The organism is Amycolatopsis sp. NPDC006125, assembly GCF_040614195.1.
GTDB lineage: Bacteria > Actinomycetota > Actinomycetes > Mycobacteriales > Pseudonocardiaceae > Amycolatopsis_E > Amycolatopsis_E tucumanensis.
In genome coordinates, this window is record NZ_JBEXTZ010000001.1 from 130,305 (window position 1) to 156,798 (window position 26,494).

Genomic DNA, 26,494 nt, shown 5'->3' on the forward strand with positions numbered 1-26,494 from the left:
GGTGCTACCAGCGCATCCGGCCGCCGAGGGCCATCCGAGGCTGTCATCTCGTCTGGCCTCCTCCCGTGCGCTGCGAGGAGCTTGGGGCCGTCACGCTGCGGCCCGGCGCCCACCTTGTCGTCGATGTTACCTCAGTCACGCCTCGCGCAGTGTCCCATAACGAGACAGTCAGAGGCGGCCTCCTGGTTGTCGCAATTCGACACAGGTGCGGTCCGGACGTCACATCGTCGCAGAATGCGACACATCGAACCGCGCCTTCGGTGACAGAGTTAACGGCGTCGAAAGTAGCGCGACACCCGATGGACACGTCGATCCATCTCAGCGGCAAGAACGTGGAAGGAAATTTCCCCGTCGCACCAGGAGGACGCCGAATTATGATCCCCAGTTTCCAGCTTCTTTTCCAGAATTCGGACCCGAACCAGTCCGATGCGGAGCTCTACCGCAAAGACCTCTACCTGGCTGAGCTGGCTGAGCCGCTCGGCTTCTCAGCCATCTGGTGCGTCGAGCACCACTTCGATGCGCAGTACTCGATGTGTCCCGACAACATGCAGCTGCTGTCCTATTTGGCTGCGAAGACGAACTCGATCGAGCTCGTCCCGGCCGCGGTGATCCTGCCATGGTGGACCCAGCCCCTCCGGGTCGCGGAGAAGATCGCGATGCTTGACATCCTCGCCGAGGGACGCGTGCGACTCGGTCTCGGTCGGGGCCTCTCGCGGATGGAGTACGCGTCGCTCGGCATGGACATGAACGAGGCGCGCGAGCGGTTCGACGAGTCCGCCGAGATGGTCCTCCGCGCCCTCGAGACAGGTGTGATCTCGGGCGACGGGCCGCTGTTCCCACAGCCGTCAGCCCCGATCGCGCCCGCCCCGCCGCGGGGGTTCCGCGACCGGACCGTGTGCATCGCCATGTCGCCCGACTCCTTGGATGTCGCGGCGAATCTCGGTGCCGCCATGGCGACCTTCGTCCAGTTCCCGATCGAGAAGCACGCCCCTCTGATCGAGTCCTACCGGGAATCCTTCCGTAAGAAGCAGGGCCGCGAGGCGCCTGCTCCGACGCTGACCGAGTTCGTCTACTGCGCGGAGGACCCCGAGGAGGCCAAGCAGACCGCGACGGAGTACATCTCGCGCTACTTCATCCAGGTCATGCGCCACTACGAGTTCGGCGGGACGCACTTCGCCGGCACGTCGGGCTACGAGTCCTACAACGCGGTGGCCGAGGTGATCCGCGAGGCCGGCCAGGAAGCCTCCGCCGCCGCCTATGTCGACGCGCAGACGTGGGGTACGCCCGAGCAGATCATCGAGAAGGTGAGGGCGCGACGTGCCGTGATCGGCGACTACCACCTGAACTGCGCGTTCACCTACGCCGGTCTGCCGCACGACAAGGCCGAGGCGAGCATGCGGTTGTTCGCCGAGAAGGTCATCCCGGTGTTGAAGGATCTCTGACCAGTTCTGCGGCTCGTGGCCGGTCGCGCGGACTCAGTCCTCGACGACCGGCCCCAGCGCCGGGCGAAGCCGCTGCCACCCACAACGCCGGCGAGGCCGCAGCGACCACCGATCAACTCTTGAGGACAATCATGCCCAGTGTCGAGTCCGACGCGTTGCGCGTCCACTTCAATTCCTTCACCGAGCGTCTCGCCGCCAACCCTGACGCGGATCTCGCGACCATCCGGGCAATGCTCGAGGAACTGCACGCCCGCAGCGCCGAGCCGACGGATGTCACCTACGCGGAGGTGAACGTCGGCAAGTGTGCCGGCATCGTGTGCACACCCACGAAACACACGGCCAGGGGTGCCGTGCTCTACCTGCATGGTGGTGGGTTCGTCGGCAGCTCGATGCACACGCACCGGAAGCTGGGCGGACACCTGGCCCGTCTCCTCGGTGCGCCGGTTGTTGTCCTTGACTACCGGCTGGCGCCCGAGGCTCCCTTCCCGGCGGCGCTCGACGACGCGGCCGCTGCCGTGGAGTGGCTCCTCGGCCAGGGATTCGCTCCGGAGGACATCGCGTTCGCCGGCGACTCGGCAGGCGGCAACCTGGTCACAGCCCTCGCGGTCCGGCTGCGTGACCAGGGCCTGCCGCTTCCGGCCGCCATCGTGGCCTTCTCACCGTGGCTCGACCTCACGTGCACGGGCCCGACCTTCGAGACCAATGCGGCGAGCGACGCGTTCGTGCAGCGGCCGGTCGCGGAGAACATGGCCGCCATGTACCTGAACGGGACCTCACCGACGGACCCCTTGGCGAGCCCGCTTCATGCCGACCTCCGGGGACTGCCGCCGATCTACGTGGCCTACGCCGACCAGGAAACGTTGCAGAGCGACAGCGAGCGATTCATAGAACGCGCCCGGGCAGCCGGCGTCGACGTCACGGCCGAGCTCTCGCCCGGCATGCAGCACGTGTACGTACTCATGGCCGGACGTGCGCCTGAGGCGGACGCCACGGTCGCGAATGCCGCCGCTTGGCTTGCCACCAGGTGGGGGAAGCAGTGAGCACTCCAGTGCAGACGAAGCTGACCCCGCCCGCCGACACAGACGACCTCCGGCGTGTCTTCGGAGCCTTTCCCAGTGGCGTCGTCTCGGTGTGCGCGCTGGTGGACGGGAACGCCGTCGGGATGGCGTTCAGCTCCTTCACCTCGGTCTCCCTCGACCCGCCGCTGGTTTCGATCTGCCCTGCCCACAGCTCTCGCACGTGGCCATCGCTGCGCAGAGCTCCCCGGCTCGGGGTGAGCGTGCTCGGGGTTTCGCAGGCGGAGACGGCGCGCAGGCTCTCGTCGCGGAATGGAGACCGCTTCGCGGATCTGGAGGTCGCGAGCAGCGAGGACGGAGCACTGTTCCTGCCGGACGCGGCCGCCTGGATCGACTGCACCGTGGAGGCCGAGCTGCGGGGCGGAGACCACGATGTCGTGCTGCTCCGTGTACAGCGGATGGCGATTCCGAGCGACGCTGACCCCCTGGTGTTCCACGCCTCTTCCTTCCACCGGCTGGACCCGCTGGCCGGCTCCGGCAGAGGGTGACTGCTGCCGCAATCGAAGTCGAGTTCACCAATAGCGAAGTAACTGTAGGAGGACATCATGGCTGGAAGGGTTGAAGGCAAAGTCGCCTTCATCACCGGCGCCGCGCGCGGACAGGGCCGGTCACACGCACTGCGATTGGCGCAGGAGGGCGCCGACATCATTGCGATCGACGTCTGCCGGCAAGTGCCGTACGAGGTGAGCGCCGCGGCGACCGAAGAGGACCTTGCCGAGACGGAGCGGCAGGTGAAAGGTCTGGGCCGGCGCATCGTCGCGAAGCAGGCGGATGTGCGGGACTTCGACGCCGTGAAGGCCGCGGTGGAGGAAGGCGTCAGTATCCTCGGGCGGTTGGACATCGTCAGCGCGAACGCTGGGGTCGTCGGCACCCCGACCACCACGGAGTCGCTCCCCGAAGACGAGTGGCGCACGATGATCGACATCAACCTGACCGGCGTGTGGCACACCGTCAAGGCAGCGATCCCCAGCCTCAAGAACGCCGGTCGTGGGGGCTCGATCATCCTTACCAGTTCGGTCGCAGGTCTCCGTGGATACGCCAACATGGCGCACTACGTGTCGGCCAAACACGGGGTTGTCGGATTGACCCGCACACTCGCGATGGAATTGGCACCCGACAGTATCCGGGTCAACAGCCTGCATCCCACGCAAGTCAACACCGACATGATCCACAACCAGCCCATCTACGACCTGTTCGCGGGTAAGCAGGGCGCCACGAAGGAGGAGTTCGCGGCGGCGTCGAGCCGGCTGCAGATGTTGCCTGTCCCGTGGGTGGAGCCGGTCGACATTTCCAACGCACTTCTCTTCCTGGCAAGTGACGAGGCCCGGTACATCACTGGTGCGGCGCTCGCCATCGACGCGGGGAGCAGCCTGCTCTGATCGATCTGGAAGCGATCGTCACCGGAGGAGAATCATGTTCAAAGCGATCCTCATCGACCGAAGCAACACCGACTACCAGGCCGAGGTGCGGAACCTCGAGGAAGAGGAGTTGCCCGACGGCGATGTGACCGTGCGGATCGTCCACAGCAGCCTCAACTACAAGGACGCACTCGCCATCACCGGTAAGGGGCCCGTCGTTCGCAGCTTTCCGATGGTGCCTGGCATCGATCTGGCCGGCGTCGTCGAGTCCAGCGGCGACCCGGCCTATGCGCCAGGCGACCACGTCCTGCTCAACGGCTGGGGCATCGGAGAGACCCACTGGGGTGGGCTCGCTCAGCGCGCCCGGGTGCGAGGAGAGTGGCTTATCCCGCTGCCTGCTGGACTCGACGAACGGCAAGCCATGGCCGTCGGGACCGCGGGATACACGGCGATGCTGTGCCTCATGGTGCTGGAGAGCAATGGCCTGACGCCGGAAGATGGGGAGGTTCTCGTCACCGGCGCCAGCGGTGGAGTCGGTAGCTTCGCGGTCTCATTGCTGGCTCGACGCGGCTATTCGGTGGTCGCCGCGACCGGACGGCCATCCGAGGCGGGTTACCTGCAGCGGTTGGGAGCCGGCACGATCATCGACCGGGCCGAGCTGTCCGAGCCCGGACGCCCGCTCGCCAAGGAGCGATGGGCCGCGGCGATCGATTCGGTAGGCAGCCACACCCTCGCCAACGTCTGTGCCGCGACCCGCTCGGAGGGCCTCGTTGCGGCTTGCGGAATGGCGCAGGGTTTGGATTTCCCCGCGTCGGTCGCGCCCTTCATCCTGCGGGGAGTGCGCCTGCTGGGCGTCAACAGCGTCACTCAGCCCTACACCCGCCGCAAGACCGCGTGGGAGCGGCTGAGCCGCGAGCTTCACCTGGCGCACTTGGAGGACATCAGCCAGGAGATCGGGTTGAGCGAGGCGATCCCGACAGCATCGAAACTGCTCGACGGCCGGATCAGAGGCCGGATCGTCGTCGACGTGAACAGCTGAGCAGGGGTTTGGGAGGGCGCCTGTTCTCTGGAGATTGCGCAGGCGGTACGCGCCAGGATGGTCGTGCACTGGCACACTTGGAGACCTGCCGTCAAAGCTCGCTGAACGCAGGAATTCCCGTACGTCCATCCGGCGCCGCCGCGTCCACGCACCCCGCGAGGAACGGGTCCGGCTGTCCGAAGCACTCCGTTCAGTGCGGGCGGACCTCGCACACCACGTGGCCACCGGCAGCGCGACGAACGTTCCACCGATGGATGGCACGCGGCGAGGCCGGAAGAGTCATCCCGACCTGACCGACGTTCATTTCGAACAGCAGCGTCTCGAGTTGGGGGACGTCGCCGCGGAGAACCGGACTGTCGTGGTCGCGGCCCCGCTCGAGGGCAAGCGGAGGTACAGGCGAAGCAGGAGCGAATCTGGAGCGGGGTGCATTCCACTGTTGCCTTGAACGGCCCTCAACGCGCTCCAACTTCCCGATCCTGGCCAGGTGATTCTCGGTTTCCGCAGGTCAGTGTCTTGTGTCCGCCGCACTGGGGGGCACGTGTCCTGGCACGACGCGGTGGCCTACTGCGACTGGGAGGGCCGGCGCCTGCCGGCCGAAGCGGAATGGGAGTACGCGGCGCGGCGCGGTCTCGACCAGGCCCGCTACCCGTGGGGTGACGAGCTGACGCCGGGTGGGGAACACCGCTGCAACATCTGACAGGGCCGCTTCCCGGTGCACAACACCGAAGAGGACGGTCAGGTCGGAACAGCGCCGGTGGACGCGTTCCCGCCCAACGGTTTCGGGCTGTACAACGTGTCGGGCAACGTGTGGGAGTGGTGCGCCGACTGGTTCGACGACGCCCACGCGAACCGGGCGATGCGCGGCGGGTCGTACCTGTGCCACGACTCCTACTGCAACCGCTACCGCGTCGCCGCCCGCACCGCGAACATGCCGGACAGCTCGAGCGGGAACCTGGGCTTCCGGACCGTCGCCGACATCTGAGCACCCGGCCGTGGTTGCCTTCGCGGGTCCGCCAGGGTTACCGTGTGCCACGTTACCTACCGAGTACTCGGTAGGTAAGAGTCCGGAGGTGTCCGCGTGCACGATCGTCCCAACATCCTGTGGCTGTACTGCGACGAGCTGCGTGCGGACGCGCTCGGCTGCTACGCCGAAGCCGGGGGACTCGCGCCACGCACCCCCCACATCGACGCGCTGGCCGCGGACGCCGTGGTGTTCGACCGCTGCTACACCAACTCACCGGTGTGCGTGCCGAGCCGCACCTCGACGCTGACCGGGCTGCCGCCGGAGCGGACCGGTGTCTTCCACAACGAGGCCGCCGCCGGTGGCTGGCCGCTGCCCGCCGGGCTGGTGACCTTCCCCGAGTTGTTCGCCGGCGCCGGGTACGCGACCGCCAGCTTCGGCAAGGAGCACCTCCCGCCCGAACTCAAGCCGTGGCAGGTGGACGACCACACCGGGGCCGGGATGCGCGATCCGCTCTCCGGGGCCGACGAAGGCTCACTGGTGCGGACGCCGGGCATGCGGTTCGTCGTCGGCGGACGGCATTCCGGGGAGGAGTTCGTCCCCGAGGAGGTGGCGCGGCGGGCGATCGCCTGGCTGCGCGCGGTGGACGGCCCGTTCCTGCTGCGCGCGTCGTTCCTGCAGCCGCACACGCCGGTCGTGGCGCCCGAACGCTGGGCCCGGCTGTTCCCGCCGGACGCCCAGCCCGGACACGCCCTCGACGGCGATCCGGACGGCAGCCGCTTCGACCGCCGCTTCGCCGAGCTCAACGGCGGGCGCGAGATGCCCGAAGCCGAGCTGCGGCAAGCCCAGGCCGACTACCTGGCGCTGGTCGCCTGGGTGGACGAGCAGATCGGGCTCATCCTCCGGGAACTGGAGAACCTCGGCCTGGCTGGGAACACGATCGTCGTGCTCACCTCCGACCACGGCGTGCACCTCGGCGAAGGGGGCGCCTTCGGCAAGCACACCTTCGCCCCGCAGAGTCACCGGGTTCCGCTGATCGTCCGGCGGCCGGGCCGGTCAGGTGGGGAGCGCCGCGACGATCTGGTCCAGTCGCTCGACCTCGCCCGGACGCTCCTCGGGGCGGCGGGCATCCCGGCTGCCGCGCCGATGGCGGGGCGTGATCTGTTCGGCGAGCCGGAGCCGGACCACGTCCTGGCGACCATCGGCTACGGTGACCCGGCGAGCCGCGCGTTCCCCAACCGCGACGAGGGCACCTGGGACGACGGGAGGGGCTGGCCGCGGCGCAGCTGCATCCGGACCCGGCGCCACCGGCTGGACGCCACCGTCCGCATCGACGGACGCCCCGCCGCAACCGGCGAGGAAGACGTGTTCCTGGCGGACTCGCTCGCCGATCCCCGCGAGCTCCGGAACCTCGCGGAAAGCGCGGCGCACGAGGAAATCCGGGACGCCCTGCTGCGCGAACTGCGCGCCCGCACCTAGGGAGTGCACCTCGGTGCGGGCAGGTCGACCGCGGGTCGCCGGGGGTCGCGGCCGGCGGGGAGGACGTCGGCCGTGGTGGCCAGCCACGTGAGGACGGCCTGGCGCATCCGCTCCTCGACGGCCGCGAATTCCGCTCGTCCGGCGAGGTTGCGCGTCTCGGCCGGGTCGGTCCGGCGGTCGTACAGCTCGGGTGGTTCGTAGAGCCGCCAGACGTAGGTCCAGTCGCGATCGCGGGCCGCGAACGCCTTGCCGACGAGCCGGGGGTCTTCGTGCTGGAGTTCGCCCTTGAGGTCGTAGGGGAACGCGCCGCGCTCGAGCCGGGGCTCCTCTTCGGCCAGGAAGCCGCCCTCGCTGAACGCGTACGTCCGGTGGTCGCCGTCCGGGTCGTCGAACAGGTGCCGCAGGCTCCGTCCATAGTGGACGTGTTCGGACTCGATCCCCGCGAGGTCGAGCAGCGTGGGGAAGACGTCGACGAGTTCGACGAGCGCGTCGGTCGTCCCGGCGGGCACCGGGCCGCCGCTGAGGATGAGCGGGTCGCGGGTGATGCACGCGTGCATCGCCGACGGCCACTTCTCGATCACGCCGAAGTCGCCGAGGTATTCGCCGTGGTCGGCGAAGAAGGCGACGACGGTGTCCGGGCCGAGCGCGGCGACGATCCGGCCGACGTGGGCGTCCAACCGGGACACCATGCCGTGGTAGACGGCGGCGACTTCTTGCCACACCGGCAGCGTCGCGCGGTCGAGCCCGTACTTCTCGCGGATGGCGGTGAGGTAGGCGGGACCGGTCCCCGGGGGAACGGGCGCGGGCTGGGCGTTGCGGTCGTGCAGGGAAAACCACGGCTCGGCGGCCTCGAACGGGCAGTGCGGTGCGATCAAGGGCACGAAGAGCACCCACGGCCGGTCCGGCGGATCGGCGAGCCACGATTCAGCGGTGCGGACCGCGGCCTCGTCGAAGTCGAGGGCGTCGTCCAGGACTTCGCCGCCGTAGAAGAGCCGGTCCCACAAGGAGTCTTCGATGCTGGAAAGAGCGGGACGGCGGCGCCGCCGCTCGGCGGGCGCACCGCCCCAGCGCGCCCCGGCCGGGACCTCGGTGAACCCGTGCTCGTGCACGCTGAGCTCGGTCGCTCCGGGGGCGAACGTGTCGCCGCGGTCGCCCGCCCACACGACGTGGTAGCCGTGGTCGCGGAAGGTCCGCAGGAAGTTCGGCTCGTCCGGCCGCAGCAGTCCGTCCAGGGTGCGGTGCCCGGCGGTGTGCGGGTACCAGCCGGTGAGGAACGACGCCCGGCTCGGCGAACACACCGGGTGCTGGACGAAAGCGTTGGTGAACGTCATCCCCGCGGCGGCGAGCGCGTCCAGGTTAGGGGTGCGGGCGTGCTCGGCGCCGAATGCGCCGAGCGCGTCGGCGCGCAGCTGGTCGGCGACGATCACGACGAAGTCGGGTGGGGCCACGATGCCTCCGGGGTTGCCTGGGTGCCGGGGTCCGGGGTTGGATGTGGTCACGCTACCTACCGAGTACTCGGTAAGTAAAGGAGGTCCCATGAAGGCGATCGTCGTGATGTTCGACAGCCTCAACCGCCGCCACCTGCCCGCCTACGGCGGCCAGGACGTGCACGCGCCCAACTTCGCGCGGCTCGCCAGGCGGACCACCGTGTTCGACAACTGCTACGCGGGCAGCATGCCGTGCATGCCGGCCCGCCGGGAGATGCACACCGGCCGCTACAACTTCCTCCACCGCGGCTGGGGTCCGCTGGAGCCGTTCGACGACTCGGCCCCGCAACTGCTCACCGATGCCGGCGTGCACACCCACCTGGCCACCGACCACGCGCACTACTGGGAAGACGGCGGCGCCACCTACCACAACCGGTTCCGCACCTACGAGTTCTTCCGCGGCCAGGAAGGCGACTTCTGGCACGGGCAGGTCGCCGATCCAGAGCCGGCCCCGGACCTCAAACGGCTCCGGCGCCCCGCCTACCGCCAGGACCGGGTGAACCGGCAGCACCTCGCCGACGAGGCCGACCACCCGCAGACGCGGACCTTCGACGCGGGCTTGCGCTTCCTGGACGTCAACCACGCCGAGGACGGCTGGTTCCTGCAGATCGAGACGTTCGACCCGCACGAGCCGTTCTTCAGCTACCCGCGCTACCACGACCTCTACCCCGAGGACTACGACGGCCCGGAACTCGACTGGCCCGACTACGCCCAGGTGCTCGAAACCCCGGAGCAGGTCGCCCACGTACGCAACCGGTACGCCGCGCTGCTGTCGATGTGCGACCACTCGCTGGGCCGGGTGCTCGACCGCATGGACGAGTTCGACCTCTGGCGGGACACTCTGCTGATGGTCGTGACCGACCACGGGTACCTGCTGGGGGAGCACGGCTGGTGGGGCAAGAACGTGCCGCCGTGGTACGACGAAACGATCCACACGCCCCTGTTCGTCTGGGACCCTCGGGCGGGCGCCGCCGGCGAGCGGAGATCGGCTCTGGTGCAGACAATCGACTTCGGGCCGACACTGCTCGAGTGGTTCGGCGTGCCCCGGCCGCCGGACATGCAGGGGCGGCCGCTGCGGGACGTCATCGCCGCCGACGAACCGGTCCGGGAAGCGGCGTTGTTCGGCGGGTTCGGCGGCCACGTCAGCGTGACCGACGGCCGGTACGTCTACATGCGAGCCCCCGCGACCGAAGCGAACGCGCCGCTGGCGGAGTACACGCTCATGCCGACGCACATGATGGCCCGCTTCGCGCCCGAGGAGCTGCGCGACGCCGAACTCGTGCCCCCGTTCGCGTTCACCAAGGGCGTCCCGGTCCTGCGGACGCGGGGCCAGGCGATGTCCAACCCGTACGCGTTCGGCACGCTCCTGTACGACCTCCACGAGGATCCGGGCCAGGAACGGCCGCTGGTCGACGACGAGCTGGAGCTGCGGATGATCGGGCTGCTGACCCGGCTCATGCGCGACACCGACGCGCCACCCGAACAGTACGTGCGGCTCGGCCTGCCGGAGCACGGCGATCCCGGCCGCGAGCACCTGCAGGTGCGGCGCCACTGGGCTCAAGTCGAAGCGGCCCGGGAACCGATCCGCCGCGAGGACTACCCGCGGGGTCCGCTGAGCGCGCACACCCCGCTGCGCGAGCTGCTCGCCGATCCCGGGGCCCGTGCGGTGCTCCAGGAGCGGGTGCCGGGACTGCTCACCGGTCCACTCGCCGCCGTGGCCGGGGGATTGAGCCTGGTCGAGATCGCCGCGATGGCCGTCGGTCTGCTGCCCCGGGCGAAGCTCCGGGCCATCAGCGACGCCCTGATCAGCGACGACCAGAAGTTACTCGGCAGTACACCTTCCTAACTTACCGAGTACTCGGTAAGTTAACCGTATCGATGGAAGGAGCCGCATGACACGAGCAGAGTCCGGCCGGGTCCGCTTCCCGGCCGCCGAGCGGCGGGAGCAGATCCTCGCCGTCGCCGCGGACGCGTTCGCCGTCGCCGGCTTCCACGGCACCAGCATCGCCGAGGTGGCGGCGAAGGTCGGGGTTTCGCAACCCGGGCTGCTGCACCACTTCCCGAGCAAGGACGCGCTCATCCTCGCCTTGCTGCAGCAGCGTGACCTCCAGGACGAGCAGGCCCTGGCGGCCGAGTTCGCCGGTGTCGACGCCTCCACGCGCGAGTGGCTGGTGGCGCACTGCCGCCGCAACGAGACGCAACCCGGTCTCGTGCGGCTGTTCACCGTTCAATCGGCCGAAAGCCTCGACCCTGCACACCCGGCCCACGAGTTCTTCCGCGAACGCAACCGCCGCGTCCGCGGCCACATCGTCCGGCTGATCGAACGCGACCAGGAGACGGGCAGGCTGCCCGCCTCGCTCGACCCGGCGGACACCGCCGCCGAACTGGTCTCGCTGATGAACGGCCTGCAGTTGCAATGGCTTCGCGACCCGTCGGTCGACATGTGTGGCATCTTCGAGACGAGCATGCGCCGCCTCGAAAAGCGCTGACCACGCTCCCGCGAAGCGCTGCCGCCCCGGCGGCAGCCCGGCTTTCCCGACCCCGCACCGGCCGCTGACGGTCCGGTCGCCGCGTGTGCGAAACACGCGCCGGCGAATCCTGACTCAACGAGGAGTCCTTCCATGCGCTCAGGCGTATCCAGAATCCGTGGTGCCCTCCTGCTGACCTTGTCGGCCGTCCTGGTGGCCGGCTGCCAGTCCGCTGTGGACCTGCAGCAGCAGGCGGCGTCCGGTTCGTCGACGGCCGCCTGCCGCCCCGGCGGCACCCTCGTCGTGGCGAACGCCCAACCCCCGATCCCCGGCCGCATCCTCGCCCAGGGCGCGGCGAACCTGTTCTGGGTCCGTGGTGTCTTCGAAACGCTGCTCGCGGTGAAGAACGGCGACGTCAAGAACCCGGAACCACTGCTGGCCTCCGCGTGGAAGCTGGGAGCCGACGACCGCAGCGCCGTGCTGACGCTGCGCCAGGGCGTCACCTTCCACAGTGGACGTCCCTTCACCGCGGCGGACGTGCTGTACACGTTCGAGCAGGCCCTCACCCCGGCCAGCCCCTCGATCGACAAGCAGATCATCGGTGGCTGGCAGATCGAGGCTACCGGTGACCACGAGGTGACGATCCGCTCGAAGACGGCCTTGTCGCCGGTGCTCGCGAGCGTCCTCGACGACACCCCGATCGTCGATTCGGAGACCTACGCGGGCCTCGCCGACGGCAGCAAGATCATCGGGACCGGCCCGTTCAAGGTCGAGGAGTACCAGCCGGGCTCCCAGATCGTGCTGGTGCGCAACGACAAGTACTGGCAGCAGGGCCTGCCGCACCTGGACCGGATCGAGAACGTCGTCATCCCGGACTCGACCGCGCAGCTGGCCGCACTGCGCTCCTCGCGGGCCCAGCTCGCCGGGGGCCTCACCACGCAGGACGCGCAGACCGTGACCCGCCAAGGCGACCAGTTCCAGCTTCAGAACACCCTGCAGGCGGCGTACTCGCTCGTCCTCGACACGACCAGCGGCGTCTTCGCGGACAAGACCGTCCGGCAGGCCGTGGGCTACGCGATCGACCGGGACCGGATCAAGCAGCAGGTCTTCGGCGGGCTGGGCACCACCGCGGGCCTCATCTGGCCGCCGGGCGACACCTACCCGAAGGACCTCGAGAACACCTACCGGTACGACCCGGCCAAGGCCCGCCAGCTGATCCAGCAGGCCGGGGCGACCGGCGCCGCGGTGCCGATCACCATCATCAACAACCCGCAGCTGCAGGCCGAATACCAGATCATCGCGAACAACCTGACCGATGTCGGCCTCAAGCCGAACCTCGTCGCGCTGGCGGCGCCGGACTACCAGGCGCGGCTGGCGGCGCAGAAGGGCGGGAACTACCTGTCCTTCCGCGGGGTCGCCGACACCCCGTCGCTGATCGCGCAGACCAACCCGGACGTGCGGCTGCAGGGCGCCCACCGGCAGTTCGGCAGCCCCGAGTACACCGCACTGGTGCAGGGTCTCGTCGAGGCGGGCAGCGGTCCGGACGCGGCCAAGGCCGTGCACGACCTGACCGCCTACATGCTCGACCAGGCCGTCCAGCACGTGGTCGTCACGACGCCCGGCATCATGGTCCGCTCCACGGCGGTCGGCGGTACCACCTTCACCTCCGGCGGGCTGCTGTCCCGGGAAACGTGCCTGGTCCGATGAGCCGCTTCCTCCTCCGCCGCCTCCCGTCGATCGTGCTGGTGCTGCTGGCCACGAGCGTGATCGCCTTCCTGCTGCCGCGCCTGGCACCGGGCGACCCCGCCGCGGTGATCGCAGGCCCGGACGCGTCCGTGCAGACGATCGCCGCGATCCGCGCCCAGCTCGGCCTCGACCAGCCGTGGGTGACGCAGTACCTGCACTGGCTCGGCGGCCTGTTCACCGGTGACCTCGGGCAGTCCTTCCAGTACGGCAGGCCGGTCGCCGAGCTGATCGGCGACCGGCTCGAAAGCACGGTCGAGCTGGCCGTGCTGGCCGGGGTGTTCCTCGTCGTGTTCGGCATCGGCCTCGGCGTCCTCGCCGGTTCGGCCCGCAGCCGCTGGGCGCGCACCCTCATCGGCGGCGCGAACACCGGTCTGCTGGCCGCCCCGCCGTTCCTGGTCGGCCTGCTGCTGATCCTCGTCTTCGGGGTGGCCGTGCGGCTGCTGCCGATCAGCGGCGAGACGCCTGTGCTGGACAATCCGTCCATCGGGTTGCAGTACCTGCTGCTGCCCGCGCTGGCGCTCGCGTTGCCCATGTCGGCCGGCGTGGCGCGGCTGGTCCAGACGTCGATGGTCGGCGTGCGCCAGGAGGACTTCGTCGACCTGGCGGTCGCGAAGGGCGTGCCGTCGCGGCGGATCAGCGTCCGGCACGTCCTGCGCAACAGCCTCGGCCCGGCCGTGGTGGCGATCGGCATCCGGTTCGGTGACCTGCTCGCCGGCGCCGTGGTCATCGAGGCGATCTTCGCCCGCAACGGGCTGGGCCAGCTGGCCGTGTCCGGCGCGCAGAACGCCGACTACGCGGTCGTCCAGGTGCTCATTGTCGGCACGGTGTTCATCGCGGTCCTGGCCCAGCTGCTCACCGAAATCGCCCTCGCGGCGCTCGACCCCCGCATCCGATTGGGGCAGTGACCATGGACATTCCGAAAAGGACACTCACCGGGCCCGTCGCGGCGGCCGCCGTCGCCGCACCAAAGACCGCGCGCAAACCCGAGCGGGGCGGTACGTTCGTCCGGTACGCGAAGGCGTTCCGCACTCCGAAGGGGATCGCGGCCGCGGTGCTGCTCGCGCTGCTCGTCGCCGTCGCCGTGCTCGCCCCGGTCCTCGCGCCCGGCGGCTACGACCAGCAGGCCCGCGACGCCCTCACCGGCCCGTCCGCGGCCCACCTGCTGGGCACCGACGAGTTCGGCCGGGACATCCTGGTCCGGACGATCTACGGGCTGCGCACGGACCTGAGCCTGATCCTCACCGCGGTGCCGGTGAGCATGGTGCTCGGCACGCTGCTCGGCCTCTCCGGCTACCTGTCGAAACTGCTCGGCTCGGCGACACAGCGGCTGCTCGACATCATCCTCGGTTTCCCCGGTCTGATCCTCGGCATCATGATCGTGCTGATGATCGGGGCAGGTTGGACGTCGCTGTTCGTCGCCATCGTGATCGCCGGGCTGCCCGGCTTCGGCAGGCTCGCCCGGGCGGGCCTGCTCGCCCAGCAGCAGCGGGAATACGTGCTCGCGGCCCGGGTGCTCGGCGTGTCCCGGCCGAAGGTGCTGGTGCGCCACATCCTGCCGAACGTGACCGACCCGATCCTCGTGCAGGCCACGGTGTTCATGGTGGTGGCCATCTTCATCGAGGCCGGGCTGAGCATCGTCGGGCTCGGGATCAACCCGCCGAACCCGTCGCTCGGCGCGATGCTCAACGTCGGCGCGCGGTACGTCAGCACGCTGCCGACCTACGTGCTCGGGCCGGGGCTCGTGCTCCTGCTGCTCGCGCTCGCCTTCACCCTCCTGTCCGACGCGCTCAACGAGGCGGCGACCCGGCGATGACCACTGAGACCCTGCTGGACGTGCGCGGCCTGCGCACCCACTTCGACACCCCGGCCGGGGTCGTGCACGCCGTCAACGACGTGACGTTCTCGGTCCGGCCCGGCCAGGTCGTCGGCATCGTCGGCGAATCCGGGTCCGGCAAGTCCGTCACGGCTCGCTCGATCCTGCGGATGGTCCGCCCGCCCGGGCGGATCGCCGGCGGCGAAGTCCGGTACCGGGGCGCGGATCTGCTCGCCCTGCCGGAGAAGCGGATGCGCGAGCTGCGCGGCCGCGAGATCGCGATGGTGTTCCAGGACCCGCAGTCGGCGCTGAACCCGGCGATGACCGTCGGCGACCAGATCGCCGAAGCACTGATCGTGCACGGCACCGCCAAGCGGCCCGCGCGGGAACGTGCCCGCGAGCTGCTGCACCAGGTCGGCATCCCGGACGCCGACCGGCGGATCGACGACTACCCGCACCAGTTCTCCGGCGGCATGCGCCAGCGCGTCGTGATCGCGGTGGCACTGGCGAGCTCGCCGTCGCTGCTGATCGCGGACGAGCCGACCACGGCGCTCGACGTCACCGTCCAGGCGCAGATCCTGCGGCTGCTGGGCAAGCTGCGCGACGAACTGGGCATCGCCGTCCTGATGATCACCCACGACATGGGTGTGGTCGCCGAGATGTGTGACGAGGTCGTCGTCATGTACGGCGGCCGGGTGATGGAACGCGGCCCGGTCGCGGCGATCTTCGAGCGGCCCGAGCTGCCCTACACCGCGGACCTGCTCGCGGCGATGCCCCGGGTCGACGAGGTGTCCACCGGCCGCCGGCTGCCGTCGATCCCGGGCGCCCCGCCCGACCCCGCGCGCCTGCCGAGCGGCTGCGCCTTCCACCCGCGCTGCCGCCTGAAGGAAGACGTCTGCACCCGCGAGGTGCCCGCGCTCGTGTCGCGGGGCGACGGGCACCTGGCCGCCTGCCACGTCACGCAGGCAGGTTCGGCGATCCCGCCGATGCGCCCGCCCGCCGCGGCCGCCGTCCGCCGCGAGCGGATTCCGGTGCCACTGCTGGACATCACCGACCTGAAGGTGGACGTCAACGGCGAGCGCACCGGCCTGTTCCGCCGGCACCGCCCGGTGTACGCGGTCGATGGTGTCGGGCTGACCGTGTCCAGCGGCGAGACGGTCGGACTGGTCGGCGAGTCCGGGTGCGGGAAGTCGACGCTGGCGCGGACGATCGTCGGCATCAACACCGCCGCGGCCGGCACCATCCGGGTCGGAGAACACACCCTCGGCCCCAAGGAACCCGCGGGTTCGCCGCACCTGCGCGACACCGTCCAGTACGTGTTCCAGGACCCCTACGCGTCGCTGAACCCCCGTCGCACGATCCGCCAGTCGCTCGACGAGGCCCTCGCCGTCCGCGGCATGCCGGCGGCGGAGCGGGCGGCGGAAGTGGTGCGGCTGGTCGAGCGGGTCGGGCTCGACGAACGGCACCTCGACCGGTACCCGCACGCGTTCTCCGGCGGGCAGCGCCAGCGCGTCGGGATCGCCCGGGCCCTGGCGGCCCGGCCGAAGCTGCTGGTCCTCGACGAACCGGTGTCCGCGTTGGACGTCTCGATCCAGGCCCAGATCATCAACCTGCTGGAATCGCTGCGCGACGAGTTCGACCTCGGCTACCTGTTCATCGCCCACGACCTGTCGGTGGTGCGGCACCTGTCGGACCGGGTCGCGGTCATGTACCTCGGCCGGTTCGTCGAAATCGGGGACGCCGAAGCCGTCTACTCGTCGCCGCAGCACCCGTACACCGCCGCATTGCTGGCGTCATCGCCCGTGCCGGACACGGGCGGGCGGACCCGCGAGCGGATCGTCCTCGGCGGTGACCTGCCCAGCCCCAAGGACCCGCCGAGCGGGTGCCGGTTCCGCACCCGCTGCCCGATCGGCCCGCTGCACCGTCCGGACCGGACGGTCTGCGCCGAGAAGGACCCCGAGCTCACCCCGACCGAAGGTGGGCAGCTGGCCGCCTGCCACTTCGCCGGGGAACTCGCCCGCACCGGAGCGGTCGCATGAGCTGCTGCACCCCGGGCCGGTCGCCCGGCTCGCACGAGACCCCGGTGGCGCCGCTGCCGACTCGGCCGGGGTCCACCGACGGGATGGTGGCCTTGCCGGGCGGGGAGTTCCGCATGGGCACCGACGACGCCGAAGGCTTCCTGGCCGACGGCGAGGGCCCGGTCCGGACCGTCGAGCTGTCCCCGTTCCTGATCGACCGGTACGCGGTGTCGAACGACGACTTCGCCGCCTTCGTCGCGGACACGGGATACGTCACGGAGGCCGAGCGCCTCGGCTGGTCCTACGTGTTCGTCCGGTTCCTGGACCGGGAGCTGCGCCGGATCTCACCCCGCCCGGATGTCACCCCGTGGTGGGCCGCGGTGACCGGCGCCGACTGGCGGCGTCCCGAAGGCCCCGGCAGCGACCTGAGCGGTCGCGGCGACCACCCGGTGGTCCACGTGTCGTGGCACGACGCCGGCGCGTACGCCGCGTGGGCGGGCAAGCGGCTGCCGACCGAGGCAGAGTGGGAGTACGCCGCCCGCGGCGGGCACGACCAGCGCCGCTACCCCTGGGGCGACGAACTGAACCCGGGCGGCCGTCACCTGGCCAACATCTGGCAGGGCCGCTTCCCGGTCACCGACACGGCCGAAGACGGCTACGCCGGCACCGCGCCGGTGGACGCGTTCCCGCCCAACGACTTCGGCCTGCACAACATGGCCGGCAACGTCTGGGAGTGGTGCGCCGACCGCTGGGGCACCGACCACCCGCCCCGGGCGCGAGACCCGATCGGGCCGTCGACAGGGACCGACCGCGTGACGCGCGGTGGTTCCTACCTCTGCCACGTCTCCTACTGCAACCGCTACCGCGTCGCCGCCCGCTCGCACAACACCCCCGACAGCTCCGGTGGCAACACCGGGTTCCGCTGCGCCCGCGATCCCGGCTGACCGCCGCCACGAGAAGGGTTTCCATGCGCGTCATCTACGTCGACGTCGACACGCTCCGCGCCGACCACACGCAGCCGTACGGCTACCACCGGCCCACCACGCCGAACCTGCAGGCACTGGCCGACAAGGGAGTGGTGTTCGACCGCTACTACTGCTCCGACTCGCCATGCCTGCCCTCCCGCACCGCCATGACCAGCGGGCAGTTCGGCATCACGAACGGCGTCATCGGCCACTTCGGCGAAGCCGCCCGGTTCCGGCTCGACTCCGGCCACGCCCCGCACCCGGACCGGCCGCTGCTCGGCCAGCGCCTCGGACAGCACGGCCACTACACCGCCGCCGTCTCGATGTTCGCCGAACGGCACCGCGCCTACCACTTCCTGGGCAACTTCCGCGAGTCGATCCGGGCCACCGACGAGATCAACGACGAGGACGGCCGGGAGATCAACCGCGTGGGGCTGGACTGGATCCGCCGGCACGCGCACGAGGACGACTGGTACCTGCACCTGACCTACTGGGAGCCGCACACCCCGTACCTCACCGGAAAGGAGTGGACCGAGCGGGCCGCCGCGTCCGGTCCGGCTCCGGCGTGGCCGGATCAGGAGGCGATCGACGGGCACGCCGAGGTCTATGGGCCCCGCAGCGCGCTGGACCTGCACTATTCGGTGGGCCCGCGCAAGTCGCCGTACCCGGACACCATGCCCGAGGCGATCCGCACCCGCGCCGACTTCGAGCACCTGATCAACGGATTCGACGGCACGATCATGTACTGGGACAGCCTCTTCGGCGAGCTTCTGGCCACTTTGGACGAACTCGGCATCGCCGGGGAGACGGCGATCATCGTCAGCGCCGACCACGGCGAATCCTTCGGTGAGAACGGTTCCTACGCCGAGCACGGGCTGGCCAACGAGCCGGTCCACCGGTTGCCCCTGGTCGTCTACTGGCCCGGCGTCACCGATCAGCTGCCCGACGACGCGCGCCACTGCGACGCGTTGCTCTACAACATCGACTTCGCACCCACGATCTGCGACCTGCTCGGCGTTCCGATTCCCCGTGGCTGGCAGGGAACCTCGTTCGCCGACGCCGTCCGCGGCGCCGAGATCCCGTCGCGGCCGTATCTCGTGCTGGGCCACGGCGCCCACACCTACCAGCGGTCGGTCCGCACCCGCGACCACCTCTACATCCGCACCTACCACCCCGGGGCGTTCCGCGCGGAGTGGGAGCAGCTGTTCGACGTCACCGCCGATCCGCACCTCACCACCGACCTGCTCGACAAGGAGCCGGAGCTGGCCGCGCGGATGCGGACGTACCTGGCGGAGTGGCTGCACACCTACGCGGGGCGTCCGGGCGCGCTGCCCGATCCGATGCAGACGACGCTGCAGGTCGGGCCGGTCTACTACAACGACCCTGTGCGGTACCAGGAACATCTGCGCGCAACCGGGCGTGGCCACCTTGCCGACGACCTCGCCGCACGGCTCTCGACCGCGACCGGAGCGACTCCGGTGTCCTGGCACGCTTCGGACGTCGCGTGGACGCCCGAGCGGCACGCGGCCTGGGACAAGATGATCGCGGCCGCCGACCCCGCCTGACCGAGAGGTTTCCGATGACTTCCACTGTGGACAGTGCGCTGGACCTGCCGGCCAAGGTCGCGCTGCTGACCGGCGCGAGCATGTTCACCCTGCGCCCGGAGCCCGCAATCGGGCTGCCCGAGCTGCGCCTGTCGGACGGGCCCACCGGGGTCCGCGGCCTGACGTTCTCCGGCGGCCCGGCGGTCACGTTGTTCCCCAACGCGACGCTCCTGGCGTCGGCGTGGAACACCGGCACTGCTTACGAAGTCGGGCGTATGCTGGCCGAAGAGGCCTCGGCGCAGGGCATCCACGTCGTGCTCGGGCCGACGATCAACCTGCACCGCAGCCCGCTCGGCGGCCGCCTGTTCGAGGCGTACTCCGAGGACCCGCTGCTGTCCGGGGCGCTCGCCGCCGCGTACGTCCGGGGCCTGCAGGACCACGGGGTCGGTGCGTGCCTGAAGCACCTGGTGGCCAACGAGTCCGAGACCGAGCGGCACACCGTCGACAGCGTCGTCGACGAAGCGACCTTGCGCGAGGTGTACCTGCTGCCGTTCGAGATCGCGGTCGCCGACGCGGACGCGTGGTCGATCATGGCGGCCTACAACCGGGTCAACGGCACCCCCGCCACGGAACAGCGGCACGTGCTCACCGACATCGTGAAGGGGGAGTGGGGCTACCGCGGGCTGGTCGTGTCCGACTGGTGGGCCACCACGAGCACGGCCCCTTCGGCCAACGCCGGACTGGACCTGGTGATGCCCGGTCCGGTCGGGCCGTGGGGAGACCGGCTCGTCGACGCCGTGAAGGCCGGTGAGGTCGACGAGGCCGTGATCGACGACCACCTCGGCCGCCTGCTGCTGCTCGCCGAACGCGTCAGCACTCCGCGGCCTGCCCGCGAAGTTCCCGCGCCGGACAGCCCGGCCCGGCGGGCGCAGCTGACCCGGCTGGCGGCCGAAGGCATGACGGTGCTGACGAACGACGGCGTCCTGCCGCTGCGACGCGAAACGACGGTCGCGCTGGTCGGCCGGCACGCCGTCGACACCGTCGACATGGGCGGCGGCTCGGCGCAGGTGAACCCGCCGTACCAGGTGAGCGTCGCCGAGGGGCTGACCGAGCTGCTCGGCGACGCGGTCACCGTCGTCGACGGCGTGGAGGTCCGGGAGCGTCCGGTCCCGGCCGGGCCGGAGTTCGTCGTCCACCCGTCGACCGGCGAGCCCGGCATGCGCGTGACGCTGCACGCGGCCGACGGCTCGCTGCTCGGCGAACGCGATCTCGCGGCGACGAGCACGATGATCGGGATCGACGACGACCTGCCGGAGGCGCCGCGAGCCGTCCGGTTGTCCGCGCGACTGCCGCGAGGCGGGCGAATGCTGGTCGGCGGTATCGGCGTCGGTACGTGGGAAGTGCGCGCCGGCGGCCGGACCGGCCGGTTCGAGCTGGGGCTCACCAGTGGCGACGTCGGCGAAGCGGTCTTGCAGCCACCGGGTGACACCCTGCTCGTCGATGTCGAGCCGGGCGCGCTGCTCGAAGCCGAGGTCACCCTCGAGCCGGGCGGCCGGGGCCGGTACGGGCTGGTCGCGCGCCCGGCCCCGGAGGACGTGACCGAGGCGGTCGGCCGGGCGGTGGCCGCCGCGCGCGCCGCCGACGTGGCCGTGGTCGTCGTCGGGCTGACCGAGGAGCAGGAAACCGAGGCGGTGGACAAGACGACGTTGCGGCTGCCCGGCGCGCAGGACGACCTCGTGCGTGCGGTCGCGGCCGCCGCCCGCCGGACCGTGGTCGTCGTGAACGCCGCCACCCCGGTGCTGATGCCGTGGCTGGAGCAGGTGGACGCCGTGCTTTGGGCCGGTCTGCCGGGACAGGAGGGTGGCCACGCCGTCGCGGCCGCGTTGCTCGGCGACCTCGAACCCGCCGGGCGCCTGGTGACGACCTTCCCCGCGGCGGACGGCGCGTCTCCCGCGTGGTCGGTGACGCCGGTGGACGGCCGGCTCGAGTACGCCGAAGGCCCGTTCATCGGCTACCGCGGCCACGAGGCAGGCCGAGCGCCTGCGCCGGCGTTCTGGTTCGGCCACGGCCTCGGCTACTCGACCTGGGACTACTCGGACGCCGCCGTGCTGGACGACAACGGCCACCAGGTCGCGGTCACCGTCACCAACACGGGCGGCCGCACCAGCCGCGAGGTCGTCCAGGTGTACTTCCGCCCGGCGGACGAACGGCAACCCGTGCGGCTCGTCGGGTGGGGCGCCGCGACCCTCGAACCCGGGCAGAGCGCGAGGGTCGAAGTGACCGGGGATCCGCGGCTGCGGCGCCGCTGGGAGAGCGGGAACTGGGTGGAGCTGCCACCGGACGGGGAGCTGCTGCTCGCCCGCGGCCTCGGGGACGTCCGCGCCACCCTGCGGATCGGGAGTGCGTGATGCCGCCGAACATCCTGCTGATCACCGCCGACGACATGGGCGGCGACACGCCGGGCTGCTTCGGCGGCCCGGCGGGCGTCACCCCCACCCTCGATCGGCTCGCATCCGAAGGCATGACGTTCGGGCGGGCGCACGTCGCTGTCGCGGTGTGCCAGCCCAGCCGGTCGGCGATCATGACCGGCCGCTGGCCGCACCGCAACGGCGCGCAGGGCTTCGAACCGATCGCCGACGGCGTCCCGGTGCTGACCGAGGTGCTGCGCGAAGCCGGCTACTTCTGCGGGATCCTCGGCAAGGTCGACCACCTGCAACCGGTCGAGCGGTTCGGCTGGGACTTCACGCGGGGCATGCGCGAGCTGGGCATGGGCCGCAGCCCCGCGGCCTACGGCGAGGCTTCGGCGGCCTTCGTCGCCGAGGCGGCCGAGCAGGGCAGGCCGTGGTTCCTGATGGCGAACGCGCACGATCCACACCGGCCCTACTCCGGCAGCCAGGCCGAGCAGGAGCGGTTTCCCGCCGAAGCCCGCGCGACGTACCCGGCGCCGTCGCGGGTGTTCGGGCCCGAGGACGACGTCGGGGTGCCCGGTTTCCTGCCGGACCTGCCCGCCGTGCGGCAGGAGTACCGCGAGTACCTCAGCTCGTCCCGACGCTGTGACGACGTGGTGGCCGCCGTCCTCGGGGCCGTGGACGCGACGGACACGCTCGTCGTCTTCCTTTCCGACAACGGGATCGCGGTTCCGTTCGCCAAGGCCAACTGCTACCTGCAGAGCAGCCGGACGCCGTTGATCGTGCGCTGGCCGGGCGTCACCCGGCCCGGCACGGGCGAGGACACGGCGTTCGTGTCGGCGCTGGACCTCTTCCCGACCTTCTGCGCGGCCGCCGAGGTGCCCGTACCGTCCGGAGTGGACGGACAGAGCCTGCTTCCGCTGCTGCGCGGGGAACCGCAGGACGGGCGCGACGCGGTGCACACGGTGTTCCACGAGACGGCCGCGAAAGGCCGGTTCGAGATGCGCTGCCGCCAGGACGCCCGGTTCGGCTACATCTGGAACGCCTGGTCCGACGGCGTTCGCGAGTACCGCGCCGAGAACATGCTGGGCCTGACCTGGCCGGCGATGGTCGAAGCGGGTGGTGACCGGGTCGGCTTCTACCTGCACCGCGCCCCGGAGGAGCTCTACGACCTGCGGGCCGACCCGCATTCGCTGGCCAACCTCGCCGCGGACCCCGCGTACGGGGAGGACCTGGCCGCGGCGCGGCGGGAGCTGCTCGCCTGGCTGGACGCCACCGGCGATCCGTTGCTCGGTACCTACTGGGCGTTCCTGGCCGAATCGTGACGCCCCGCTGGTACGAGGAGGGGGAGGAGCCGGACTACCGGTTCACCCTCGCCAACGAGCGGACGTTCTTGGCGTGGCTGCGCACGGCGTTGGCGTTGATCGCCGGTGCGGTCGCGTTGGCGCAGTTGGTGCCGTCGTTTTCGGTGGCCTGGTTGCGTACCGGGCTGGCGGTTTTGCTGGCGGTGGCAGGTACCGTGCTGGCGGCCTTCGCCCACCGGCGGTGGGCGACGGTCCAGCGGGCGATGCGGCACCAGCGGCCGCTGCCGATGGACTGGCTACCGGCCGCGATGGGCACGATCGCGGCACTCACCGGTTTGGTCGTGGTGTTCGTCGTGCTGACCCACCGGCCGTGAGCGAGCGGGACCCGGGGCTGCAGCCGGAGCGGACGGCGCTGGCGTGGCGGCGGACGGCGCTGTCCGCCGCGGTGGCCGCTGTCGTGTTGCTGCGGGCCGGGCTGTTCCCGCGTCGCGCCGTGGCGCCCCGGACCCTGCTCATCGCCACAGCGATCACCAGCGTGACCGGAATTCTCGCCGGCGGTCATCTCCTGTGGAGCTGACAGGTCGACCACGGGCCTGATCCCGCAGTGGTGGATTCCAGTGGTACCCGGGCTGCGTGCCTGTGACTGGCTCAGGCCGACGCTGGCCGAGATCGGACGCACGTTGCCGCAATTGGTGGTGGACTGCCCGGAGCTTCCGGCCGTTCCCAGCTTCCGTAGGCGTACCTGGCGCTCGTGCATTCGGCGACCGCGTGGTAGCTGCCGGGCATGGGTGCACTCTTGGTTCTCACTTGCCCCCTGGCGAAGCCCACACGTCCGACTCCGATCGCGGTTCGATGGAGCTCGCGGCAATCACTTGGTCGGCGCACGGTGTCGGTGCATCCTCCGTCGGCGGGGTGCGAGGGGACTGTCTGAAGAAGGTCTGCCTCGGGTTCGGTTCGGTGGGGCCACGCGCTTTGGTGTCGAGCCGTGGGACGATGTTGCCGTAGTGGTCGCACCTCTCGCCTGAAGTGCGTCTCGGCGGCCTTGCGCCATGCGGCGTCGTCGGAGCCCTTGATCGTCTCGCGCAGGTAAGAACGACGGCCGGTGACTGGGTCGATGCCGGCGTAGAGCACCACTCGGAGGCTGTCGCCGCGCTGCTCGATGCGGCCGCGCTGGCGGGCTTCAAGGCGTGTTCGCGCCATCACCCTAGGACACTCGCACCCATGATCAACTTCGGTTGATCGTCTGAAGTTGTTTTCGCTGGTCAGAACCGGTGGGCCGGGCGGGGCTCGAACCCGCGGCCAAGGGATTATGAGTCCCCTGCTCTAACCAGCTGAGCTACCGGCCCCAGGCGGGCGCACACAGCCGCGCCCGCACCCATCCAAGGGTGAACGACAACATATCGCACACCGACCGGCCACCACCGCGGTGGGCGGGTCACCCGGACGGCCCAGTGGTGGTGCACCTGCGGTGTCGAACCGGTCGATGTGCCCGTTTCAGCGCCTAGGATGGGTGCATGGCGGGCGGCGCGGTGCTCTGGTGGGGGTGCGGCGCCGGCCGGATCCTCGTGCACGTGCACGCCCGGAGGTAACGGCGCCGGGAGGGTACGTGAGAGGTCGGTTCGCGGAGCAGCTGTCCGAGCGGGTTCTGGTGTTCGACGGGGCCATGGGCACCGTCCTGCACGTGGCGGGCAATTCGCTGGACCGGGCGTTGCCGGAACTCAACCTCTCGAACCCGGAGCTCGTCAGCACCATCCACGAGAGCTACGTGGCCGCGGGCGCGGACGTGCTCCTCACCAACACCTTCGGCGCGAACCGGCTGCGGCTGGCCGAGCACGGGTGCTCCGTTAGCGCCCGCGACATCAACCTCGCCGCCGTGCGGCTCGCCCGGCAGGCTCGTCGCGGGGTGCACCGGACCATCTTCGTCGCCGGGTCCGTCTCCCCGGCGGTGTCCTCGTCCGCGCGGGCCGGCGTCCGTGCGGACGAGCGCGCCGAGGTCGTGCGCGAGCAGGTCCAGGCCCTCGTCGACGGCGGCGTCGACCTGCTGGTCCTGGAGACCTTCGGCCACCTCGATGAACTGGTCGAAGCCATCACGGTCGCCGCGGAGGTCACCGACCTCCCGATCGTCGCCCAGGCCACCTTCACCAGCGACGGCCTCACCCCGGCCGGCGAGACGCCCCGCGAGGTCGTCAAGACCCTCACCGGCCTCCCGGTCACCGCGGTCGGCGCCAACTGCACCGTCGGCCCCCAGCACATGCTCGCGATCCTCGACGAACTCCGCGACGCCGGCGACCTGCCGGTGGGCGTGCACCCCAACGCGGGCATGCCGCGGCGCACCGGGCGGCGCTTCACCTACCCGGTCGCCCGCGCGCACTTCGGGCGGTACGCGCGGCGCTTCGCCGAGCACGGCGCCGCCATGATCGGCGGCTGCTGCGGCACCACACCCGGCCACATCCGCGAGGTCGTCGCCCGCCTGGCCGACCTGCGGCCCCGCCAGGCCAGCCCCGTCACGGCCGTGCCCAAGCCGCGCCCGGCGCCGCCGCAGAGCCCGCTCGCCCGCCGCCTCGCCCGGCCCGGCTTCGTGCTCGCCGCGCAGGTCACCCCGCACGGTGAACCGGAGGACGTGGAGCGGGTCCGCGGCGCCGACCTGGCGCTGGTGCGCGGCAACTTCGGCGAAGCGCTCCGCCTGGAACGCGAGGCGGGCGTCGACACGATCACCACCGTCACCGCCTGGGACCGGTCCCTCGCGGCGCTACAGGCGGACCTGCTCGGCGCCCACGCGTTCGGCCTGCGCACGGTCGTGTGCGAGACCGGAACGCCGGCACCGCTGGGCGACTACCCGGGCGCCGACGGCATCTGGGAGGTCGACTCGGTCGGCCTGATCGGGCTGCTCGCCGGCCTCAACTCCGGCCGCGACCACACCGGCCTCACCCTGGCCACCCGCACCGCCTTCCACATCGGCGCGCGCGTCAACCCCGGCGCGGAGGACCAGGACGCCGAACTGTCCCGCACCAAGGCGAAGATCGCCGCGGGCGCGCAGTTCCTCATCACGCGGCCGGTCTACGAGCTGGAGGGCCTGTCCCGGATGGTCGCCGAACTGTCCGGAGTGGACATCCCGGTGCTGGTGGCGATCGCGCCGCTGTCCGGCTTCGCCGAAGCCGAGTACCTGGCCTACGAGGTCCCGGACGTGACCATCCCGCCGCGGGCACTGTCCGATCTGGAGGCTGCCGGGGAGCGGGAGGCCGAGGTCGGGCTCGCGCTCGCCGCGGAGCTGCTCGACGGGGCGCGCGACCTGGTCCGCGGCGCCGTGGTGGTCGCCGACGAGCACCCCGGTAAGATCGAATCGCTTCTGCGGCAAGAGAAATCGGCGCTTCAGCTCTGACGGGTCG

20 protein-coding genes, 1 tRNA gene and 1 pseudogene are annotated in these 26,494 nt (G+C 70.8%); 20 read left to right on the forward strand and 2 right to left on the reverse strand.

Annotated features, from left to right (window positions below; genetic code table 11):
* The first annotated feature begins 299 nt into the window (after nucleotides 1–299).
* The 7 genes and pseudogenes from ABZ193_RS00650 to ABZ193_RS00680 all read left to right on the forward strand — a co-directional run bounded on the left by ABZ193_RS00650 (nucleotide 300) and on the right by ABZ193_RS00680 (nucleotide 7,355).
* The gene (locus ABZ193_RS00650; protein ID WP_237337024.1) at nucleotides 300–1,442 is read left to right on the forward strand and encodes an LLM class flavin-dependent oxidoreductase; all 1,143 of its coding nucleotides are present in this window, start codon (nucleotides 300–302) and stop codon (nucleotides 1,440–1,442) included.
* Nucleotides 1,443–1,573: 131 nt separating this feature from the next.
* Nucleotides 1,574–2,482 carry an alpha/beta hydrolase gene (locus tag ABZ193_RS00655; RefSeq protein WP_237337023.1) on the forward strand — a complete coding sequence of 303 codons (909 nt, stop codon included), beginning with the start codon at nucleotides 1,574–1,576 and terminating at the stop codon, nucleotides 2,480–2,482.
* Nucleotides 2,479–3,006 (forward strand): flavin reductase family protein, encoded by a 528-nt coding sequence (locus ABZ193_RS00660; RefSeq protein WP_237337022.1) that lies wholly within the window; start codon nucleotides 2,479–2,481, stop codon nucleotides 3,004–3,006. The genes ABZ193_RS00655 and ABZ193_RS00660 overlap by 4 nt, the downstream gene beginning before the upstream one ends.
* A 57-nt stretch (nucleotides 3,007–3,063) precedes the next feature.
* Nucleotides 3,064–3,897: a mycofactocin-coupled SDR family oxidoreductase gene (locus tag ABZ193_RS00665; RefSeq protein WP_237337021.1), complete on the forward strand. Its 834-nt coding sequence runs from the start codon at nucleotides 3,064–3,066 to the stop codon at nucleotides 3,895–3,897.
* Nucleotides 3,898–3,931: 34 nt separating this feature from the next.
* Complete coding sequence (locus ABZ193_RS00670) at nucleotides 3,932–4,915, forward strand: MDR family oxidoreductase (RefSeq protein ID WP_237337020.1); 984 nt, start codon at nucleotides 3,932–3,934, stop codon at nucleotides 4,913–4,915.
* A 535-nt stretch (nucleotides 4,916–5,450) separates the two neighbouring features.
* Nucleotides 5,451–5,897, forward strand: a pseudogene (locus tag ABZ193_RS00675) (SUMF1/EgtB/PvdO family nonheme iron enzyme); the annotation flags it as partial.
* Between the two features lie 96 nt (nucleotides 5,898–5,993).
* Entirely contained in the window at nucleotides 5,994–7,355 is a 1,362-nt protein-coding gene (locus ABZ193_RS00680; RefSeq protein WP_237337019.1) for a sulfatase-like hydrolase/transferase, read from the forward strand.
* Here ABZ193_RS00680 and ABZ193_RS00685 read toward each other — a convergent pair.
* Nucleotides 7,352–8,803, reverse strand: a complete 1,452-nt coding sequence (locus ABZ193_RS00685) for a sulfatase-like hydrolase/transferase (RefSeq protein ID WP_354708335.1) — start codon at nucleotides 8,801–8,803, stop codon at nucleotides 7,352–7,354. The two genes, ABZ193_RS00680 and ABZ193_RS00685, sit on opposite strands and share 4 nt — an antisense overlap.
* 88 nt (nucleotides 8,804–8,891) lie before the next feature.
* Here ABZ193_RS00685 and ABZ193_RS00690 point away from each other — a divergent pair, with 88 nt between their 5' ends.
* From ABZ193_RS00690 to ABZ193_RS00745, 12 genes are all read left to right on the forward strand, one after another.
* Nucleotides 8,892–10,688, forward strand: coding sequence for a sulfatase (locus ABZ193_RS00690; RefSeq protein WP_354708336.1), 1,797 nt, complete (start codon nucleotides 8,892–8,894; stop codon nucleotides 10,686–10,688).
* A 46-nt stretch (nucleotides 10,689–10,734) separates the two neighbouring features.
* Complete coding sequence (locus tag ABZ193_RS00695) at nucleotides 10,735–11,331, forward strand: TetR/AcrR family transcriptional regulator (protein WP_237337016.1); 597 nt, start codon at nucleotides 10,735–10,737, stop codon at nucleotides 11,329–11,331.
* A gap of 132 nt (nucleotides 11,332–11,463) precedes the next feature.
* Nucleotides 11,464–13,017: an ABC transporter substrate-binding protein gene (locus tag ABZ193_RS00700; protein WP_237337015.1), complete on the forward strand. Its 1,554-nt coding sequence runs from the start codon at nucleotides 11,464–11,466 to the stop codon at nucleotides 13,015–13,017.
* Nucleotides 13,014–13,961, forward strand: coding sequence for an ABC transporter permease (locus tag ABZ193_RS00705; protein ID WP_354708337.1), 948 nt, complete (start codon nucleotides 13,014–13,016; stop codon nucleotides 13,959–13,961). Before ABZ193_RS00700 ends, ABZ193_RS00705 begins: the two co-directional genes overlap by 4 nt.
* A gap of 2 nt (nucleotides 13,962–13,963) precedes the next feature.
* A complete protein-coding gene (locus tag ABZ193_RS00710; RefSeq protein WP_237337014.1) occupies nucleotides 13,964–14,869 on the forward strand; it encodes an ABC transporter permease in 906 nt (301 codons plus the stop codon).
* Nucleotides 14,866–16,908, forward strand: coding sequence for an ABC transporter ATP-binding protein (locus ABZ193_RS00715; protein ID WP_020418667.1), 2,043 nt, complete (start codon nucleotides 14,866–14,868; stop codon nucleotides 16,906–16,908). Before ABZ193_RS00710 ends, ABZ193_RS00715 begins: the two co-directional genes overlap by 4 nt.
* Nucleotides 16,905–17,831, forward strand: a complete 927-nt coding sequence (locus ABZ193_RS00720) for a formylglycine-generating enzyme family protein (RefSeq protein WP_354708338.1) — start codon at nucleotides 16,905–16,907, stop codon at nucleotides 17,829–17,831. The genes ABZ193_RS00715 and ABZ193_RS00720 overlap by 4 nt, the downstream gene beginning before the upstream one ends.
* Nucleotides 17,832–17,854: 23 nt before the next feature.
* Complete coding sequence (locus ABZ193_RS00725; protein ID WP_354708339.1) at nucleotides 17,855–19,417, forward strand: sulfatase; 1,563 nt, start codon at nucleotides 17,855–17,857, stop codon at nucleotides 19,415–19,417.
* A 14-nt stretch (nucleotides 19,418–19,431) separates the two neighbouring features.
* Complete coding sequence (locus ABZ193_RS00730) at nucleotides 19,432–21,804, forward strand: glycoside hydrolase family 3 C-terminal domain-containing protein (RefSeq protein ID WP_354708340.1); 2,373 nt, start codon at nucleotides 19,432–19,434, stop codon at nucleotides 21,802–21,804.
* Nucleotides 21,804–23,129, forward strand: a complete 1,326-nt coding sequence (locus tag ABZ193_RS00735; RefSeq protein ID WP_354708341.1) for a sulfatase — start codon at nucleotides 21,804–21,806, stop codon at nucleotides 23,127–23,129. The genes ABZ193_RS00730 and ABZ193_RS00735 overlap by 1 nt, the downstream gene beginning before the upstream one ends.
* Nucleotides 23,126–23,482 (forward strand): DUF202 domain-containing protein, encoded by a 357-nt coding sequence (locus ABZ193_RS00740; RefSeq protein WP_354708342.1) that lies wholly within the window; start codon nucleotides 23,126–23,128, stop codon nucleotides 23,480–23,482. Before ABZ193_RS00735 ends, ABZ193_RS00740 begins: the two co-directional genes overlap by 4 nt.
* Nucleotides 23,479–23,685 carry a DUF202 domain-containing protein gene (locus ABZ193_RS00745; protein ID WP_354708343.1) on the forward strand — a complete coding sequence of 69 codons (207 nt, stop codon included), beginning with the start codon at nucleotides 23,479–23,481 and terminating at the stop codon, nucleotides 23,683–23,685. Before ABZ193_RS00740 ends, ABZ193_RS00745 begins: the two co-directional genes overlap by 4 nt.
* A 695-nt stretch (nucleotides 23,686–24,380) precedes the next feature.
* On the opposite strand, the gene ABZ193_RS00750 is transcribed toward ABZ193_RS00745, so the two are convergent.
* Nucleotides 24,381–24,454 (reverse strand) — tRNA-Ile (locus ABZ193_RS00750).
* Nucleotides 24,455–24,714: 260 nt separating this feature from the next.
* Between ABZ193_RS00750 and ABZ193_RS00755 the strand changes: the two genes are divergently transcribed.
* Nucleotides 24,715–26,487: a bifunctional homocysteine S-methyltransferase/methylenetetrahydrofolate reductase gene (locus tag ABZ193_RS00755; protein ID WP_354708344.1), complete on the forward strand. Its 1,773-nt coding sequence runs from the start codon at nucleotides 24,715–24,717 to the stop codon at nucleotides 26,485–26,487.
* Nucleotides 26,488–26,494 lie beyond the last annotated feature (7 nt).